This window comes from Humidesulfovibrio sp., assembly GCF_035560995.1.
Taxonomy (GTDB): domain Bacteria; phylum Desulfobacterota; class Desulfovibrionia; order Desulfovibrionales; family Desulfovibrionaceae; genus Humidesulfovibrio.
In genome coordinates this window covers 1-15065 of record NZ_DATMYK010000315.1, presented here as the reverse complement: position 1 = coordinate 15065, position 15065 = coordinate 1, and the positions used below count along the sequence as shown (strand labels likewise).

Here is a 15065-nt window from a genome sequence, read left to right as displayed (position 1 = left end):
ACCTGGTGGAATTTCCCCGCCCGATTCTGGGCGAGTTCGCGCGCCTGTACCTGGAGCTGCCCGCGCAGGTGCTTCTGACCAGCATGCAGAGCCATCAGAAGAGCTTCGGCATAAAGGGCGCCGACGGCAACCTGCTGCCCTTCTTCCTCACCACCTTGAACATCGAGCCCACGGACATGGCCATCGTCAAGAAGGGCTGGGAGCGCGTGCTGAAGGCCCGGCTTGAGGACGCCCGCTTCTTCTGGGAGGCCGACCTGGACACCCGGTTCGACGAGTGGCTGGGCAAGCTCGACAGCGTGGTCTTTTTGGGCCCCCTGGGCAGCATGGGCGACAAGTCCCGCCGCCTGGAGGTGCTGTGCGCCAAACTGGCCGAGGCTTGCGGCCTGCCCGTGGCGGACATGGCCCGGGCCGGGCGCTTGGCCAAGGCCGACCTCATGAGCGAGCTGGTGTACGAGTTCGACTGCCTGCAGGGCGTCATCGGTGGCATCTACGCGCGCAAGAAGGGCGAGAGCGAACTGGTGGCCCAGGCCATCGCCGAGCAGTACCTGCCCGCCGGGCCGGATTCGCCGGTGCCCGCCACCCTTTCCGGCGCGCTTTTGGCCATCGCCGACAAGGCCGACACCATGGCCGGCTGCTTCGGCCTGGGGATGATCCCCACCGGCGCGGCCGATCCCTATGCCCTGCGCCGCGCGGCGCTGGGCATCAGCCGCATCATCATGGAGCACGGGCTCATGCTCAAGCTCGACGAGCTGCTGGCCTGGGCCCAGGAAGGCTACGAGAAGGCCGAAGGCCTTGCGGGCGTGAAGTGGAAGCTGGCCCCGGCCGAGGCGCGGGCCAAGATGCTGGACTTCTTCGGCCAGCGTTTGCGCGCGCTCTTCGCCAGCGGCGAGGGCGACAGCCGCGTGGCCGACGCCGCGCTCGGCGCGGGCTTTGCCGACATCCACACCCTCAAGCTGCGCTTCGACGCTCTGGCCACCTTCAGCCGCCAGACGGACTTCGAGCAGTCGGTGCTGACCTTCAAGCGCGCGGCCAACATCATCCGCAAGCAGGGGGCCGAGGCCGACGCGGCGCTCACCGTGACCATCAACGACGCCCTGCTGGAAACGGACGAGGAGCGCGTGCTGGCGGCCGCCCTGCGCGAGAGCGCCGGACGCTTCGAGGAGCTCTGGGCGGCGTCGGACTTCGCCGGGCTGTTCGCCATGCTGGAGGAGCTGCGCCCGTCCGTGGACGCCTTCTTCGACAAGGTCATGGTCATGGCCGAGGACCCGGCCCTGCGGCAGAATCGTTTGAACATGCTGTACGCGCTGGTGGAGCGGCTGGGCCGCCTGGCCGATTTCAGCGCGCTTCAGGTTTAGGGCCGGACAAAAAACAGCTTGACAAGCTGCGTGCGTTCTAGGTAAGCACCCTGTCTCGACTCATTGTCGGGACTGAACACCAAAAAAGAATCAGGAGATAGAGCCTTGGCCAATCATACTTCCGCCTTGAAGAGACACCGTCAGAGCCTTAAGCGCCAGGCCCGTAACAAGGCCGTCAAGACCCGCATCAAAAATGTGGTGAAGGCCGTGCGCCAGGCCCTGGCCGAGAAGAGCGCGGAGAAGGCCACCGCGGCCCTTACCCTCGCCAGCTCCGTGCTGGACAAGGCCGCGTCCAAGAAGGTCATCCACTGGAAGAAGGCCGGCCGCTGCATCGCGCGCCTGCAGACCGCCATCAACAAGCTGGCCGTCTAAGCCTTACTCCCCCTGTCTGACGACAAAGCCCGCCCCGGTTCTCCGGTGGCGGGCTTTTTGCGTTGCGTGTGCCGTTGTGCCGTCAAAAGCGGGTTTGGCACCCGCAGCCTAATCCACCCGATAATGACACCCCAGGCTCTTCTTGTTCCGCATGGCCGCCTGGGTGACCACATAGGCTGTCTGGCAGCCGTGGAACAGGTCGATGATGGGCTTGCTGATGGGCGTCTGCTTGTAGAAGTCGTGCATGTTCTTGGACAGGGTGCGCAGGTCCTCAAAGGCGCGGCGCAGGCGGGCGGTGGAGCGGATGATGCCCACGTAGTTCCACATGGTGTTGCGGATGGTGGCCCAGTCCTGGGCGATGAGCGCCGGGTCCTCGTTCTGGATGTCGCCGGGGTTCTGCCAGTCCGGGATGGAGTCGGCCAGCTTCTTGGACAGCCGCCACTTGGCCCCCAGGCGCTTGGCGATGTCCTGCCCCGCGCTGTGGCCCCAGAGCATGGCCTCGAGCAGCGAGGTGCTGGCCAGGCGGTTGGCCCCGTGCACGCCCGTGCAGGTGCATTCCCCGGCCGCGTACAGGCGCTCCAGGGTGGTGCGGCCGCGCGTGTCGACCAAAATGCCGCCGCAGAAGTAGTGCGCCGCGGGCACCACGGGAATGGGCGCGCTGCGCATGTCCACGCCGTGCTCCAGGCATTTGCTGTAGATGGTGGGGAAGCGCTCGGCCACCTCGTCGTGCATGCCGCGCGTGGTGTCCAGGTACACGCAGTCCTCGCCGGTGTGCAGCATCTCGGCCATGATGGCCCGGGTGACGATGTCGCGCGGGGCCAGGTCGGCGCGCTGGTCGTAGCGCGCCATGAAGGCCTCGCCCGCGCCGTTCACCAGCCGCGCCCCCTCGCCGCGCACGGCCTCGGATATCAGGAAGCGCCGCTCGAAGCGCCGGGCGCCCTGGTAGAAGGCCGTGGGGTGGAACTGCACGTATTCCAGGTTGTGCAGCTTGGCCCCGGCGCGGTGGGCCATGGAAAGGCCGGAGCCGATGGCCTCGCGCGAGTTGGTGCTGTGCAGGTAGATGCGCCCGGCCCCGCCCGTAGCCAGGATGGTGAAGTCGGCCAGGATGATCTCCACCTGTCCCAGAGCCTCGTTGAACACATAGGCCCCCACGCACTGGTTGGCCAGATTGTACTTGAAGTCCAGGTGCATGGCGTGGTGGTGGGTGGACAAAAGGTCGATGGCCGTGCGCTTTGTCAGTACGCGGATGTTCGGGCAGTCGCTTACCGCCTTGGTCAGCTGCTCCATGATGGTCAGGCCGGTGTGGTCCTTGGCGTACAGGATGCGCGCCACGCTGTGGCCGCCCTCGCGTGTGAAGTACCAGGAGTCCGGGTCGCGGTGGGCAAAGGGCACGTGGTAGGCGTCGATGAGGGTCTTCTGCAGGACCTTCGGGCCCTTGTGGCACAGGTAGCGCACGGCCCGCAGGTAGTTCTGCTTCCACCCGGCGGTCAGGATGTCCTTTTCCAGAATGCCGGGGTCGTCGTCCTCGGAGTGGAACACGATGCCGCCCTGGGCGAGCCTGGTGTTGCCCGAAAAGAGATCCTCGCCGGAAGTGATGAGGGTCACGTCCGCGCCGGAATCGGCCAGGTTGAGCGCGGCCAGGGAACCGGCGATGCCGGAGCCGATGACCAGGACGTCGGTCTTCAGGCGATAGTCGTTCATGGACGGTCCTTTGGCTGCCGCCGGGGCAGCCGTGCGCCCGCTGGGCGTTCTAGGAACAGATGTCGAGCATGCGCGTGAGCGCCACCTGGGCGTGTTCGGACACGTCTGCGGGCAGCGAAAGGGGAGTTGCGGCGTCCAGGTTGTCCAGCAGCTCAGCCAGGCGCTCCTCGGTGGTCTTGGCCATGTTGGTGCAGCGCATGGTCTTGATGGGCACGATGACCTTGCCCTCGGCCTTGTGCTTGTCGGCCAGACGCAGCACCAGGTTCACTTCGGTGCCGATGGCGATTTTGGCCCCTGGCGCGGCCTGGGCGCAGTAGCGGATGATGTGCGAGGTGGAGCCCGCGCTGTCCGCCGCGCGCACCACGGCCGGGGAGCACTCCGGGTGGACCACGATTTTCACGCCGGGTATGGCCCTGCGGATGTCATCCAGGTGCTGCTTTTTGAGGGCGTGGTGGATGACGCAGGAACCGGGCCAGAGCAGCAGCCGGGCGTAGGCGGCCTTCTTCATGTCCACCACGGGCTGCCCGGGGCGGATGCTGACCTGCAGGCGCTCGCCCTGGGGAATGTTCAGCTGGTTCGCGGTATTGTTGCCCAGGTGCTTGTCGGGCAGAAAGAGCACGGCATCGCCTTGCTGCAGGGCCCATTCGAGCATGACCTTGGCGTTGGCGCTGGTGCACACGCTGCCGCCATACAGGCCGCAGATGGCCTTCACCTCGGCGCTGGAGTTCACGTAGGCCAGGGGGATCACGAGCTTGCCCTGGCTGCGCAGCTCGTTCAGCACGTCCTCCACGCGCTGGGCCGGGGCCATGTCGGCCATGGGGCAGGTGGCGTCGGCGTGGGGAATGTGGATCTTCTGCCCGGGCCTGGCCAGGGCCACGGCGGATTCGGCCATGAAGTACACGCCGCAGAACACCACATGTTCGGCCTCAAGGCCGCCTATTTTGCGCGCCAGCTCCAGGGAGTCGCCCTGGAAGTCCGTGTGGCGGATCACCGCTTCGTTCTGGTAGTGGTGGCCCAGAATGGCCAGGCGGCTGCCGTAGCGCTTGCGCGCGGCCTCGATGCGCTCGTGTGCGGAAGTCATGTGCGTGTCGTCTCCGTCCGTGAAACGTGAGGTTCCGGGTTCTGGCTACAGCGCGCTGATGCGCATGCTCAAGTCGGCCACCGGGGCGGAGTGGGTGAGGCGGCCCACGGAAACGAAGTCCGGGCCGATGGCGCCGATGGCCGCGATGTTCTCCAGGTTCACCCCGCCGCTGACCTCGGTTTCTATGCCCGCGGGCACGCGGGCCAGGGCCTGGGCCAGCTCCTCCAGGTCCATGTTGTCCAGCATGATGCGGCTGACCTTGCTGCGCACGGCCTCGTCCACCTCGTCGAAGCTGCGGCACTCCACCTCTATGGGCGGGCAGTCCTCGCCATAGGCGGCGCGCAGTTTCTCCACGGCCGGGGTGATCCCCCCTGCGCGGTCGCTGTGGTTGTCCTTGACCATGAGCATTTGGGAAAGGTTCAGACGGTGGTTTTGGGCCCCGCCCACGCGCACGGCGTATTTTTCGGGATATCGGAGCCCCGGCAGGGTCTTGCGGGTATCGAGCAGGGTGGTGCGGCTGCCCTTGAGCGCCTCCACGTACTTGGCCGTCAGGGTGGCTATGCCGGACAGATGGCACAGGTAGTTCAGGATCACGCGCTCCGTGCGCAAGAGGTGCCGGGCCGGGCCCTGGATGGCCGCGATGAGCGCGCCGGGGCCCACGCGGTCGCCCTCGTCCACGTTCAGCATGTGCTGGAACTCGCAGCCCGCGAACTCCAGGATCAGCGGAATGAGCGGCAGGCCCGCGATGACCGCGTGGTCCTTGGACACGATGTGCGCGGTGGCCAGGTCGTCGTCGCTGAAAATGCCTTCGCTGGTCAGGTCCTTGCCGTCCTCGGAAAGGGCGATGCGGATGCCTGCCAGCAGGAAGAGCTTGGCCTCGGCCTTGAAGAAATCGTCGAACAGGGAGGCGGAATCGGTGGCGGACATGCTGTGCATTCCTTTGGCTCTGCGCCCGGGCCGGAAGGGGCGCGCGGTGACGGTCCGCGCGTGCGGCGGACCACAAATTCGTGGGCCGGAACGTACAAGACCAGCCCCGGCCCGTCAACTTGGGGCAGGGGCGAATATTGCCGCTTGCGTTGGCTCCTGGCCAGCGTGGCGCATTGCGCCGCCTCCCCCCGCAGGAGGGTTCAGGCAGACTGACATGGCGGCCTGGAGCGGGGGGAACCGTTCCAAACGGACCGTCCGGCTGCGCCGGCACGATGGGGTGTGCGGGCGAAGCCGGACGGCTGTCGGTAACTTCTCTGGTGAACCGCCGGAGAAGTGTTGGGCCTTGATTGGGTTATCCTTTGTCCGGGCGTTAAGCACCGGCCTCAGGACAGTTGAGAAATTCGCTGGTAACCTGGGACAAAAGGCAGCTGCACGCCCAGCCCCTTGCGCACTTCCTTGAGGTCGATGATCTTCGGATCGACGAGGTTGAAGCCCCGGCTCTTGCCGCAGGCCTCCTCGTCGGCGTGGCGGCCGTCGTAGATGATGTCCTCGATGATCAGGTAGTCCTGGGCGCCCAGGAGCTGATCCCAGCGGTGGACGACGAAGCCCAGTTTCTGGGGCTCGAAGCGCGCAACGTTCCGCCACTTCCAGTGCGTCTTGCAGAATTCATCGTCATAACCCAGCAGGGCCAGATACTGCACCTTGGTGTCGATGTAGTGGCGATTGGCGAAGAGCATGGCCGAATCTGCAATGGCCGAGGTATCGAACGGGACGGTGTCGCCGCCGACGAGCGCGTCGATGGAGCAGATGCCGTCGTACTTCACTCCGCAGGTGCTGGTGCGGCCCTGGCGCCACCATTCCAGATACTTCTTGGCGTAGAGCTTGCGGCCAAGCCGCTCGATGGTTCCCGCCGAACTGGGAGAGATGGGATGCAGGGCCAAGTCGCAGCGGTGCCCGGTGATGGTGATCGCAAGATCCATTGCAGTTACCTCTTTCTAGTCTTGTGGATGGTCGTGGTGCGCGCCCTTCGGCGCATCGTTCAGCCTTAAACTATTTCGGCGCTTCCGTGGCGGCAGCTCCCTGAACCTGCGGAGGGACAGGGTCCAAGTTCTGTGGCTGTGGTCTGAGGGATTCCTGGCTGGCACGCTCCAGGTGGGCCTGGCGCAGGCGGTGAAGTTGGGTGACGCTCATCTTCGCGGCAAGCTCAACATACGAAGATATATTGATTATCTCCAAAGCGTTCTTTGGGCAGGCCTCCACGCAGGCGCACACTTCCTTGCCGGTGTCGGCGCGCCAGGCTTGGCACAGGTCGCACTTCTTGGCCGAAGCCTGGTTCTTGCGCCCGGTGAAACCCACCTCGCCCTCCACGCCGACCTCGATGGCGCCGAAGGGGCAGGCCATGACGCACATCTTGCAGCCCACGCACATTTCCTCATTGACCATGACCACGCCGTCGACGCGGTGGATGAGCCCGAAGGGGCAGGCGTTGGCGCAGGGGGCGTCGGCGCAGTGGTGACACTGTGTCGGATACTTGAGGTTGTCGACCTTCATGACCTTGATGCGAGGCATGACCGGCAGCCCGCGCTTCTTGGCCTCCTTGTACGGGAGGTTGATGTGCGCGCTGACGCAGGCCATTTCGCACTTCTTGCAGCCGATGCACTTTTCAGGATTGGCATGAATGATGTGATTTTGGGTAAGATTCGACATGCTCGTCACCCCTGCAGTGAATTTTCGACTTCTATGCTTTCCACGTATAATTCCCGTCCGGTCGCAAGCTTGATGGAACCGGTTCCGCAGGCGTGGCAGCGCATGCGCCTGTCCTGCCTGCGCACCGTGGCCTCGCAAAGCAGGCACGTGCCTGTGGCCGGAATGCGCTTGATGACCAGCTTCGCCTTGTCCGCGATGGTGCCTTCGGACAGCATCTCGAAGCAGGCGGAAAGCGTCGTCGCCTCCACCGCGGCCAGCTCGCCGAGGCACAGGCACACACTCTGGACTGCGCCCACGCGCGCCCGATGCGCCTCGTCGGTCACAATTCCGAGAATGCTCATGGCCATCGAGGATTCATGCATACCGGGTCCATCCATCCGTTTTCGCAGCGTACGGCCTTTCTCTTACTGGAATTGCGGACGGGATAATGTCAGTAGGACGACGCTTGTAAAAAATTTCACAAAAAAGAAGGCCGCCGAAACGGCCTCCCAGGCGATGAAATGGATGCGGACTAGCGTTCAGTGCATGAGACGCAGGGATCGATGCTGTTCACTATGAGCGCAATGTCGGCTACCTGACAATTTGCCAGCATGACTTGCAGCGCCTCCCAGTTCATGTAGGTCGGCACGCGCCACTTGAGCCGCTGGGGCGTGTCCGTGCCGTCGGAGCGCACATAGTAGAACACCTCGCCCCGGGGCGCCTCGCTGCGGGCCACGGCCTCGCCTGGGGGAATCAGCGGCATGCCGTCCGTGGCGATGGGGCCGGCGGGCATCTGGCGCAGGCACTGCTCGATGATCTTCACCGATTCGACGGCCTCACGCAGGCGCAGGAGCGCCCGCGAATGCACGTCGCCCTTGCTGTCGGTCTGCACCTCGAAGTCGAGTTCAGGGTACATGGCGTATGGGGCCTTGCGCCGCACATCGTAGGCCACGCCGGAGGCGCGGGCCACGGGGCCCACCACGGCGTGGCGCCTGGCTTCCTCAAAGGGCAGAAGGCCGATGCCCCGGGTGCGGGTGCGGATGAGCGGGTCGCGCTCGAACACCCCGTACAGCTCGTCCAGCTGCGGCTTGAGCTGCTCCAGCTGGCCCGAGAGGAAGGCGGCGGTGTCGTCGTCGATGTCGCGGCGGCAGCCGCCGATGACGCACTGGCCCAGGTTCATGCGGTTGCCGTACACGCCTTCCTTGGCGTCCTGCATGATTTCCCGCACTTCCATGGCGTGCATGAACAGGGAGTCGAAGCCCGTCAGGTGGGCCATGATGCCCACGTTGAACAGGTGCGAGGCGATGCGCTTGGTCTCGTCGGCGATGACCCGCAGATATCTGGCCCGCTCCGGCACGGCGAGGCCGCTTAAGTTCTCCACGGCCATGCAGTAGGTGGCCGGGTGGCTGTTGGAGCACAGGGAGCAGACGCGCTCGGTCAGGGTGATGTTCTGGAAGTAGTTGCGTTGCATGGCCAGGGCTTCCATGCCGCGGTGCACGTGCCCGGCGGCCAGCTCGACCCCGCGCACGGTTTCGCCCTCGACCTGGATGTCGAAGTACATGGGTTCTTCCAGGGCCACATGCAGGGGACCCACCGGCAAGGTGAAGGTGGAGGAGGACATCAGTTTGCATCTCCCTTGGCCCAGCCGGGCAGTTCCTTTCCGGCAAAGACCTTTTCCCACAGCGTGGAGGTCGAGGCGCCGTTCATCAGGGTGGAAAGCGGGATCAGCCGGTCCAGCAGGCCCGCGTCCAGGTCCTTGTCCACGAACAGGCGGCGCGGGTTGGGGTGGTTCTCCAGCACGATGCCGTAGAGTTCGGCGAACTCGCGCTCGTTCCAGTCCGCGTTCTTGAACCACGGGGTGATGGACGGAACACGCGGCGGGTCGTCGGGCAGGCAGGCCGTGACGGTGACGGCCAAACCGTCCAGGTCGAAATGGTAGGCGATCTCGCGGCCTTCCATGCGGGCGAACTTATCGTTGCGGTAGGCGGTGATGGTCATGAGCCGGGCCCCGGCCTCGGCCAGCAGGGGCGCGATGACGGGCAGGCTCCTCGGGTCGCAGAGCTTCACCCAGCCGAAGGCGTTGCCCAGGGCGTCCGTGGTCCAGTGCAGAAAGCCGTTGCCGAGCACCTGGGCCACGGCCTTCTCTGTCGCTTGCTTCGCTATCTCGTTCATGGGCGATCCTGGGTGGTGATGGAGTGGACCTTGGCCACGTGCTTGGCGATGCTCTCGCGCTTGCACTTGGGACACAGCAGGAAACGTTCGGGCGAGCGCGGGCCGAGCTTATCCACGATGGCCTGGGGGCGCGGCTGGATCTTGGCGCCGCATTGGGCGCATTCTCCGAAGTGGATGAAGCTTGAGATGCAGTTGGTGAACTTCTCTTCCCCCAGGTGCGTCAGGTGCCAGTTGCTGGACATGGTCAGCGCGCCCGTGGGGCAGTAGTGGGCGCACATGCCGCAGAACACGCAGGAGTTGTGCCACAGCAGGTACTGCATGCCGGTGCCTTCCTCGTTCACGCGGATCTGGATGGCACCGGCCGCGCACACGTGGCGGCAAATGCCGCAGAGAATGCACTTCTCCGGATCGAACACCGCGCAGCCGCGAAAGTTCTCATGGGTCTTCGCCGGGGCGAAGGGGAAGGGATCGGTCGAGGGCCCGAAGATGAGATTGCGAACCATGATCTTCAGGAATGGGAGCATACGCCCTCCTCAAGCCTTGCGCGCCAGACTTCCACCGCCTTGAGCACGCCTTCCATGATGGCCTGCGGCCTGGGCGGGCAGCCAGGCACGATGACATCCAGCGGAATGTAGTGGTCGATGTCCGCGCCGACGGAATAGCCGTCGCGGAAGCACCCGCCGGAAACCGGGCACACGCCGATGGCCACCGTGACCTTGGGATGCGGGATTTCGTCGTAGACCCGCAGCACCTTGTCGCGCACGCGTAAGGTCAGCGGACCGGAAATCAGCACCACGTCCGCGTGGCGCGGGCTGCCGCAGTACTTGCAGCCCAGGCGCTCCACGTCGTAGCGCGGAATCAGCGCGGCCGTGGCCATCTCCACATCGCAGCCGTTGCAGCTCCCCGCGTTGATCCGGTAGATCCACGGGGAGCGCGTGGCGAGCTTGTTCAGGAATTGCAGCATCGGGTATCCTCTCTAGCGCAGCATGAACGCCAAGCCGAGGCTCACCAGGGCCAGCGGCGAAGTGTACTTCACGAAGAACGAGAAGCCCTGGTCCAGCCGCAGCCGTCCCGTGGCCGCCCGGAAGCACGTGACCGACAGCATGAGCAGCACCAGGCACTTGCACACATGCCAGGCCAGGTTGCCCAGCAGGCCGATTCCGCCGCCCATGCCGACGGGGAAGAGCGGGTTGGGGAACAGGAGCGCCACGGCCAGCTCCAGCACCACCACCAGCTTCACCGCGCTCATGAGGTTGAACACCGCCAAGAGCGGGCCGGAGTATTCGAGCAGCGGTCCCTCGATGACCTCGGGCTCGGCTTCGGGGATGTCGAACAGGCCGTGGCCCATGGTGCCGGGGATGAAGATGATGAGCGCAAGGGCCGCGGGCAGCATCACCGGATCCAAGAGCAACGGCCCGTGCTGGAACTGGTAGTCCATGATGGCCGGCAGCGACAGGAAAGAGCCGGTGGCCCCGCCCACGCGCACGGCCACGGCCAGGAACGAGGCGATGAGCGGCATCTCGTAGGCGAACATAACGCACATCTCGCGGGAAAAGCCCAGCGCGCCGTAGGGTGAGCTGGAAGCTCCGCCCGCAAGCATCAGGCCCATGGCCGGAATGGGCAGCAGGTACAAAAGCACCAAGAGGTCGCCCAGGCCGGTCACGCCGCTCCATACGCCGCCGATGGGCATCACCGCCGCCGTCACCAGCACGCCGGTGAGGCCCAGCACCGGGGCCAGGCGGAAGGCCACTTCATTGGCCGTGGTGGGGATGAGCGTCTCCTTGGTCATCAGCTTGATGAGGTCGAGCACGGGCTGGTACAGAGGCGGGCCCACGCGGCGCTGCAACCGGGCCAGCACCTTCCTGTCCGCGCCCTTGAGGAACAGGCCCAGGGCCAGGGCGAAAAGCCCGCCCGGGAAGATCAGCACGGCGAAGGCCGCTTCCAGGACGCTAGTCATGTTCACCTCCAAGGCGCTTGAGCGAGAAGTGGCCCTTGGTCATGCCCGCCAGCAGCTGTATGGGCGCGGCGTACAGGTCTCCGGCGCGCACGCGGGTGAAGCGCTGGTCCAGGCTGGTCTCGCCGCAGGTGTGGATGGCCGTGCGCCGCACACGCTGGCTGGTGAGCCGCGACACGGCGAGCCACACCCCGCCGCCCACGAGCAGGAGCATGAAGCAGAGCAGCGTACTGTTGCTTGCGCCCATGCCGGAGGCGATGCCCGTGAGGGCGACGGCCGGGGCGGCGATGCCCAGGGACTGCTCCAGCCCGGCAATGGGAATGAGCGCCAGGCCGGGGAACACGCCGGTGACCAGGCACAAGGTGGCCAGAATGATCATTGGGACGCGCATGGCCGGGCCCACTTCCTGGGCATGCTCCGCTGCGGGCGAAAGCTGGCCGAAGAAGGCCCCGTGCATGAACTTGAGGAAGTAGGCCAGGGTGATGACGCTGGAGAGGATGGCGATGATCGCCAGGATGATGTCGCCGCGCTCCACCAGGGCGTAGTAGATGGTCAGCTTGGAGCTGAAGCCGTTGAAGGGCGGCATGCCCGCGGCGGAGAACAGCGCCACGCTGAAGCACAGGAAGGTCACCGGCATCTTGCGGCCCATGCCTCCCAGCTCCTCCAGGTTGTGGGCGTGGCTGGCGAACATCAGCGCGCCTGCGCACAAGAACGCCAGATCCTTGAAGAGCATGTGGTTGAACAGGTGCTGCAGGCCGCCCATCACGCCAAGGGGCGTGTCCAGGCATACGCCGAGCACGATGTAGCCCAGCTGGCTCACGGTGGAGTAGATGAGCATCTCCTTGATGCCCGTCTGCACCAGGGCCTTTACGCCCGCGTACAGGATGGTGACGCCGCCTATCCACGCGCCTACATACATGGCCTGGTCCAGGGCCTGGGCCGCGCCGCCCGTGGCGCCCTGGGCCAGAATGAAGCGCAGGAACAGGATGCCGAAGGGTCCGCTCTTGAGCAGCATGGCCGAGATGTAGCCGCTGACCGGCGTGGGCGCGGTGGGCGGGTGCATCTGCCAGTCGATGCGCACGGGCAGCATGGCCGCCTTCATCAGCATGCCCACGCCCATGAGGCACAGGCCGGGCAGCCAGACCTCCGCCGGGGAGGCGGCGATGGCCCGGGCGATCACCTCGACGCCGTAGCCGCCGCAGGCGTGGCCCAGAAGCAGCACGCCCATGAACAGGAACGAGGCTCCGGCGATGTTGAACAGGAAGTACTTGGTGCCCTCCTTGAGGGCGGAAGGGGTTTCCTCGTGGATGATGGCGAAGAACAGCGGCCAGCTGCTCATGATCTCCCAGAAGCAGAAGAAGGCGATGAGCGAACTGACCGTGGTCATGCCCACAAGGCCGCTGATCATGACCAGGAAAACGGCGAAAAAGCGCCACGCGGTGTGACTGTGCGACATGTAGCCCGTCGAGTAGGCCACGTTCAGCACGCCCAGGGCCAGCACCAGCAGGGCGAAGTAGCGTTGCAGGTCGCTGGGGAAGGCCGTTGCGGCCAGGGCCGCGCCAAAGGCCAGCACCAGGCTTGCCGTGGCCGCGCCGCCGCAGCGCTTCAGGTTGTTGCGCAGGAGAATGACCAGCACTGCGCCGACAAGCGGCAGAACCACGGCGGGCGGCCAGTTGATGGCGATGTCGGGCAGCGCGCCCCCGGCCGGGAAGAGCGCCGCGGCCGCGGGCAGCACAAGCCCGGTCCACTGCGCCGGGAACAGGCCGGAGCACAACGCCAGGGCCGCCAGCACACCGATGGACAGGCCCATGGTAATGGGCAGCGGGCCCACGGGAGCGCCCTCGTACCGGCTGAAGAAGAGCACCTTGATGATCCGGCCATAGTATACGCAGCCGATGAGCCCGCCCACCAGGATCAGCGCGGCGATCCAGGGCTGGCCCGCGTCCAGCGCCGCCTGGAGCATCAGAAACTTGCTGAAGAATCCGCCCATGGGCGGCAGACCCATGATGGCCACAAGGCCCACGGCCATGCAGGCCCCGGTGAAGGGCATGGCCTTGCCCATGCCGGCCAGGTCGCTTAAGCGCTGGCTGCCCGCGCGCAGGATGAGCCCGCCCGCCGCGAGGAAGAGCAGGTCCTTCATCACCGCGTGGTTCAAAACATGGGTCAGCGCGCCCGCCGTGGCGGCAAAGGTGCCCAGGCTCAGCACCAGACCGATTTCGCCGATCTGCGCCAGGGTGGAGTAGGCCAGCATGCGCTTGATGTCCTGCTGGGCCAGGGCCATCACCTCGCCGATGATGAAGGTGACCGCCGCCATGGCGGTCAAGAGCCAGAGCACCCACTGGGAGTATTCGCCCGCATGCGGTGCGCTGGCCAGAGCCGCGACAACAAGGGCCACGCCGAACACGCCGACCTTGGTCAGCAAGCCGGACAGGGGCGCGGAGATGGACGAAGGGGCCACCGGGTGCGCGGCCGGGAGCCAGGAATGCAGGGGGAAGAAGCCCGCCTTGACCGTGAAGCCCGCCAGCAGCAGCAGAGCCACGCCAGCGGCTCCGGCCGGGCTGTAGGCCATCAGCGCCGTGGACAGCTGGTCCAGCCCGCCATGCGCGCCGTGGGCGGAAAGCGCCAGCAGGCCCACCTGCATGACGTTCGCGCCGCCCACGCACATGATCAGGTACTTGGCGCCCGCGGCCAGGGACTCGTCGCTGCGCTTATGCACCACCAGCATGTACGAGGAGAGGGTCATGACCTCGAAGCAGGTGTAGAAGGCCACGCCCTCCGAGGCCGAGGCCAGGCCGATGAGCGAGGCGAGCATGAGGAACAGGAAGAAGAAGTAGCGGTCCTGGCCCTCGTGCCCGGCCATGTAGCCGATGGAGTAGACCACCACCAGACCGCCGCCCAGGGCGAAGAGCATGGTGAACAGCTGGCGCACAGGGCCGAGGGCCGGATCGAGCATCGGCCCGGCCAGCACCGCGCCGAGGGTGGCGGCGGCCAGGGCCAGGGCGGCGAGCCCGCGCAGCTTCGGCGCAAGGCGGCCCACGGCGACCATGGCGAAGGCGCCCAGGTAGGCGATGACCACCGGAAGCGGCCAGCCGCCGCCCGGGGACATTTCCGGCAGATGCCCGGCTTCGCCCGCCATCCAGCCCTGCACAAGGGCCACCAGCGGCCCCGGCGCCAGACAGGCCAGGGCCAGCGCCCCGGCGATGGTCAGGCTGCCCGCGCCGACACCGGCGAAATATCCGGACGTGGGCTCGGTCTGGTTGCCTCGCTTCAGACAGATTTCGTGGACAATGCGCACGGAGTAGACGGCGGCGATGATTCCGCCAACGGCCAGGGCCAGTGCGAGGAACAGGTTGCCGCCCTTCACGGCGGAAAGGAGCAGCAGCTCCTTGCCCGGAGGCGCGGTGAAGGGGGTCAGGCCGATGGCGGTGAAGACGGAGAAACCCAAGAGCAGCGCAAGGCCTGGGCGTCGGGTCCCCGCGCCCGACAGAGCGGAGAGCGAATAGCCGCCCTGTTCCGCCGCCAGCCGCCGCAGGCACAGCCACCATACGGTCCTGGCCGCCGTTTGGTAGAGCAGATGTAACGCGGCTCCGGCTGCACCGCCCGGTTCTCCGGATGCAAAGCCCACCAGCGCGTACCCTATCTGGGCGCAGGCGGAATATGCCGTGAGCTGCTTAAGGTCCTTGAAGGAGAGGAGAGCCAACACTTCGCCAACAAGTGCGAGCATGACGCCTGCAAGCATTGCGTACTGGATGGACATCTGCATAAGTGTCTCCTTTACGACATATGCATAGCCCAAGTGAAAGCTCATTTCTGTCGT

General features: G+C 65.9%; 14 protein-coding genes. 2 read left to right on the top strand and 12 right to left on the bottom strand.

From position 1 onward, the window contains the following. Together glyS and rpsT are read left to right on the top strand one after the other, a co-directional pair. A partial coding sequence (gene glyS / locus VN419_RS12630) for a glycine--tRNA ligase subunit beta (RefSeq protein WP_325647575.1) occupies positions 1-1355 on the top strand: 1355 nt, incomplete at its 5' end. 105 nt (positions 1356-1460) lie between these two features. Continuing rightward, positions 1461-1727 (top strand): 30S ribosomal protein S20, encoded by a 267-nt coding sequence (gene rpsT, locus VN419_RS12625; RefSeq protein ID WP_325647574.1) that lies wholly within the window; start codon positions 1461-1463, stop codon positions 1725-1727. 108 nt (positions 1728-1835) lie between these two features. Here rpsT and nadB read toward each other — a convergent pair whose 3' ends face one another. The 12 genes from nadB to VN419_RS12565 all read right to left on the bottom strand — a co-directional run bounded on the left by nadB (position 1836) and on the right by VN419_RS12565 (position 15011). Then, positions 1836-3428 carry an L-aspartate oxidase gene (nadB, locus tag VN419_RS12620; protein WP_325647573.1) on the bottom strand — a complete coding sequence of 531 codons (1593 nt, stop codon included), beginning with the start codon at positions 3426-3428 and terminating at the stop codon, positions 1836-1838. Between the two features lie 49 nt (positions 3429-3477). Beyond that, complete coding sequence (nadA, locus tag VN419_RS12615; RefSeq protein WP_325647572.1) at positions 3478-4509, bottom strand: quinolinate synthase NadA; 1032 nt, start codon at positions 4507-4509, stop codon at positions 3478-3480. Between the two features lie 45 nt (positions 4510-4554). Beyond that, complete coding sequence (gene nadC / locus VN419_RS12610; RefSeq protein ID WP_325647571.1) at positions 4555-5436, bottom strand: carboxylating nicotinate-nucleotide diphosphorylase; 882 nt, start codon at positions 5434-5436, stop codon at positions 4555-4557. Between the two features lie 383 nt (positions 5437-5819). Next, entirely contained in the window at positions 5820-6416 is a 597-nt protein-coding gene (locus VN419_RS12605) for a hypothetical protein (protein WP_325647570.1), read from the bottom strand. A 70-nt stretch (positions 6417-6486) separates the two neighbouring features. After that, positions 6487-7143, bottom strand: coding sequence for a 4Fe-4S dicluster domain-containing protein (locus tag VN419_RS12600; protein WP_325647569.1), 657 nt, complete (start codon positions 7141-7143; stop codon positions 6487-6489). Positions 7144-7148: 5 nt separating this feature from the next. Beyond that, entirely contained in the window at positions 7149-7505 is a 357-nt protein-coding gene (gene hypA / locus VN419_RS12595; RefSeq protein ID WP_325647568.1) for a hydrogenase maturation nickel metallochaperone HypA, read from the bottom strand. Between the two features lie 149 nt (positions 7506-7654). Continuing rightward, positions 7655-8743 (bottom strand): nickel-dependent hydrogenase large subunit, encoded by a 1089-nt coding sequence (locus VN419_RS12590; RefSeq protein WP_325647567.1) that lies wholly within the window; start codon positions 8741-8743, stop codon positions 7655-7657. Next, the gene (locus VN419_RS12585; RefSeq protein ID WP_325647566.1) at positions 8743-9294 is read right to left on the bottom strand and encodes an NADH-quinone oxidoreductase subunit C; all 552 of its coding nucleotides are present in this window, start codon (positions 9292-9294) and stop codon (positions 8743-8745) included. Before VN419_RS12585 ends, VN419_RS12590 begins: the two co-directional genes overlap by 1 nt. Continuing rightward, positions 9291-9818, bottom strand: a complete 528-nt coding sequence (locus VN419_RS12580; RefSeq protein WP_325647565.1) for a 4Fe-4S binding protein — start codon at positions 9816-9818, stop codon at positions 9291-9293. Before VN419_RS12580 ends, VN419_RS12585 begins: the two co-directional genes overlap by 4 nt. Beyond that, a complete protein-coding gene (locus VN419_RS12575; RefSeq protein WP_414652932.1) occupies positions 9803-10258 on the bottom strand; it encodes an NADH-quinone oxidoreductase subunit B family protein in 456 nt (151 codons plus the stop codon). Before VN419_RS12575 ends, VN419_RS12580 begins: the two co-directional genes overlap by 16 nt. Before the next feature lie 12 nt (positions 10259-10270). Continuing rightward, on the bottom strand, positions 10271-11251 hold the full coding sequence (locus tag VN419_RS12570; protein ID WP_325647564.1) for a complex I subunit 1 family protein: 981 nt from the start codon (positions 11249-11251) through the stop codon (positions 10271-10273). Then, positions 11244-15011: a proton-conducting transporter membrane subunit gene (locus VN419_RS12565; RefSeq protein WP_325647563.1), complete on the bottom strand. Its 3768-nt coding sequence runs from the start codon at positions 15009-15011 to the stop codon at positions 11244-11246. The genes VN419_RS12570 and VN419_RS12565 overlap by 8 nt, the downstream gene beginning before the upstream one ends. Between the last annotated feature and the right edge of the window lie 54 nt (positions 15012-15065).

Excerpts from the sequence above, each read along its gene's own strand:
- VN419_RS12605 (WP_325647570.1), bottom strand. The coding sequence starts at position 6,416 with ATGGATCTTGCGATCACCATCACCGGGCACCGCTGCGACTTGGCCCTG.
- VN419_RS12590 (WP_325647567.1), bottom strand. The coding sequence starts at position 8,743 with ATGTCCTCCTCCACCTTCACCTTGCCGGTGGGTCCCCTGCATGTGGCC.
- nadB (WP_325647573.1), bottom strand. The coding sequence starts at position 3,428 with ATGAACGACTATCGCCTGAAGACCGACGTCCTGGTCATCGGCTCCGGC.
- nadA (WP_325647572.1), bottom strand. The coding sequence starts at position 4,509 with ATGACTTCCGCACACGAGCGCATCGAGGCCGCGCGCAAGCGCTACGGC.
- VN419_RS12585 (WP_325647566.1), bottom strand. The coding sequence starts at position 9,294 with ATGAACGAGATAGCGAAGCAAGCGACAGAGAAGGCCGTGGCCCAGGTG.
- VN419_RS12570 (WP_325647564.1), bottom strand. The coding sequence starts at position 11,251 with ATGACTAGCGTCCTGGAAGCGGCCTTCGCCGTGCTGATCTTCCCGGGC.
- VN419_RS12575 (WP_414652932.1), bottom strand. The coding sequence starts at position 10,258 with ATGCTGCAATTCCTGAACAAGCTCGCCACGCGCTCCCCGTGGATCTAC.
- VN419_RS12580 (WP_325647565.1), bottom strand. The coding sequence starts at position 9,818 with ATGCTCCCATTCCTGAAGATCATGGTTCGCAATCTCATCTTCGGGCCC.
- VN419_RS12565 (WP_325647563.1), bottom strand. The coding sequence starts at position 15,011 with ATGCAGATGTCCATCCAGTACGCAATGCTTGCAGGCGTCATGCTCGCA.
- VN419_RS12600 (WP_325647569.1), bottom strand. The coding sequence starts at position 7,143 with ATGTCGAATCTTACCCAAAATCACATCATTCATGCCAATCCTGAAAAG.
- hypA (WP_325647568.1), bottom strand. The coding sequence starts at position 7,505 with ATGCATGAATCCTCGATGGCCATGAGCATTCTCGGAATTGTGACCGAC.
- nadC (WP_325647571.1), bottom strand. The coding sequence starts at position 5,436 with ATGTCCGCCACCGATTCCGCCTCCCTGTTCGACGATTTCTTCAAGGCC.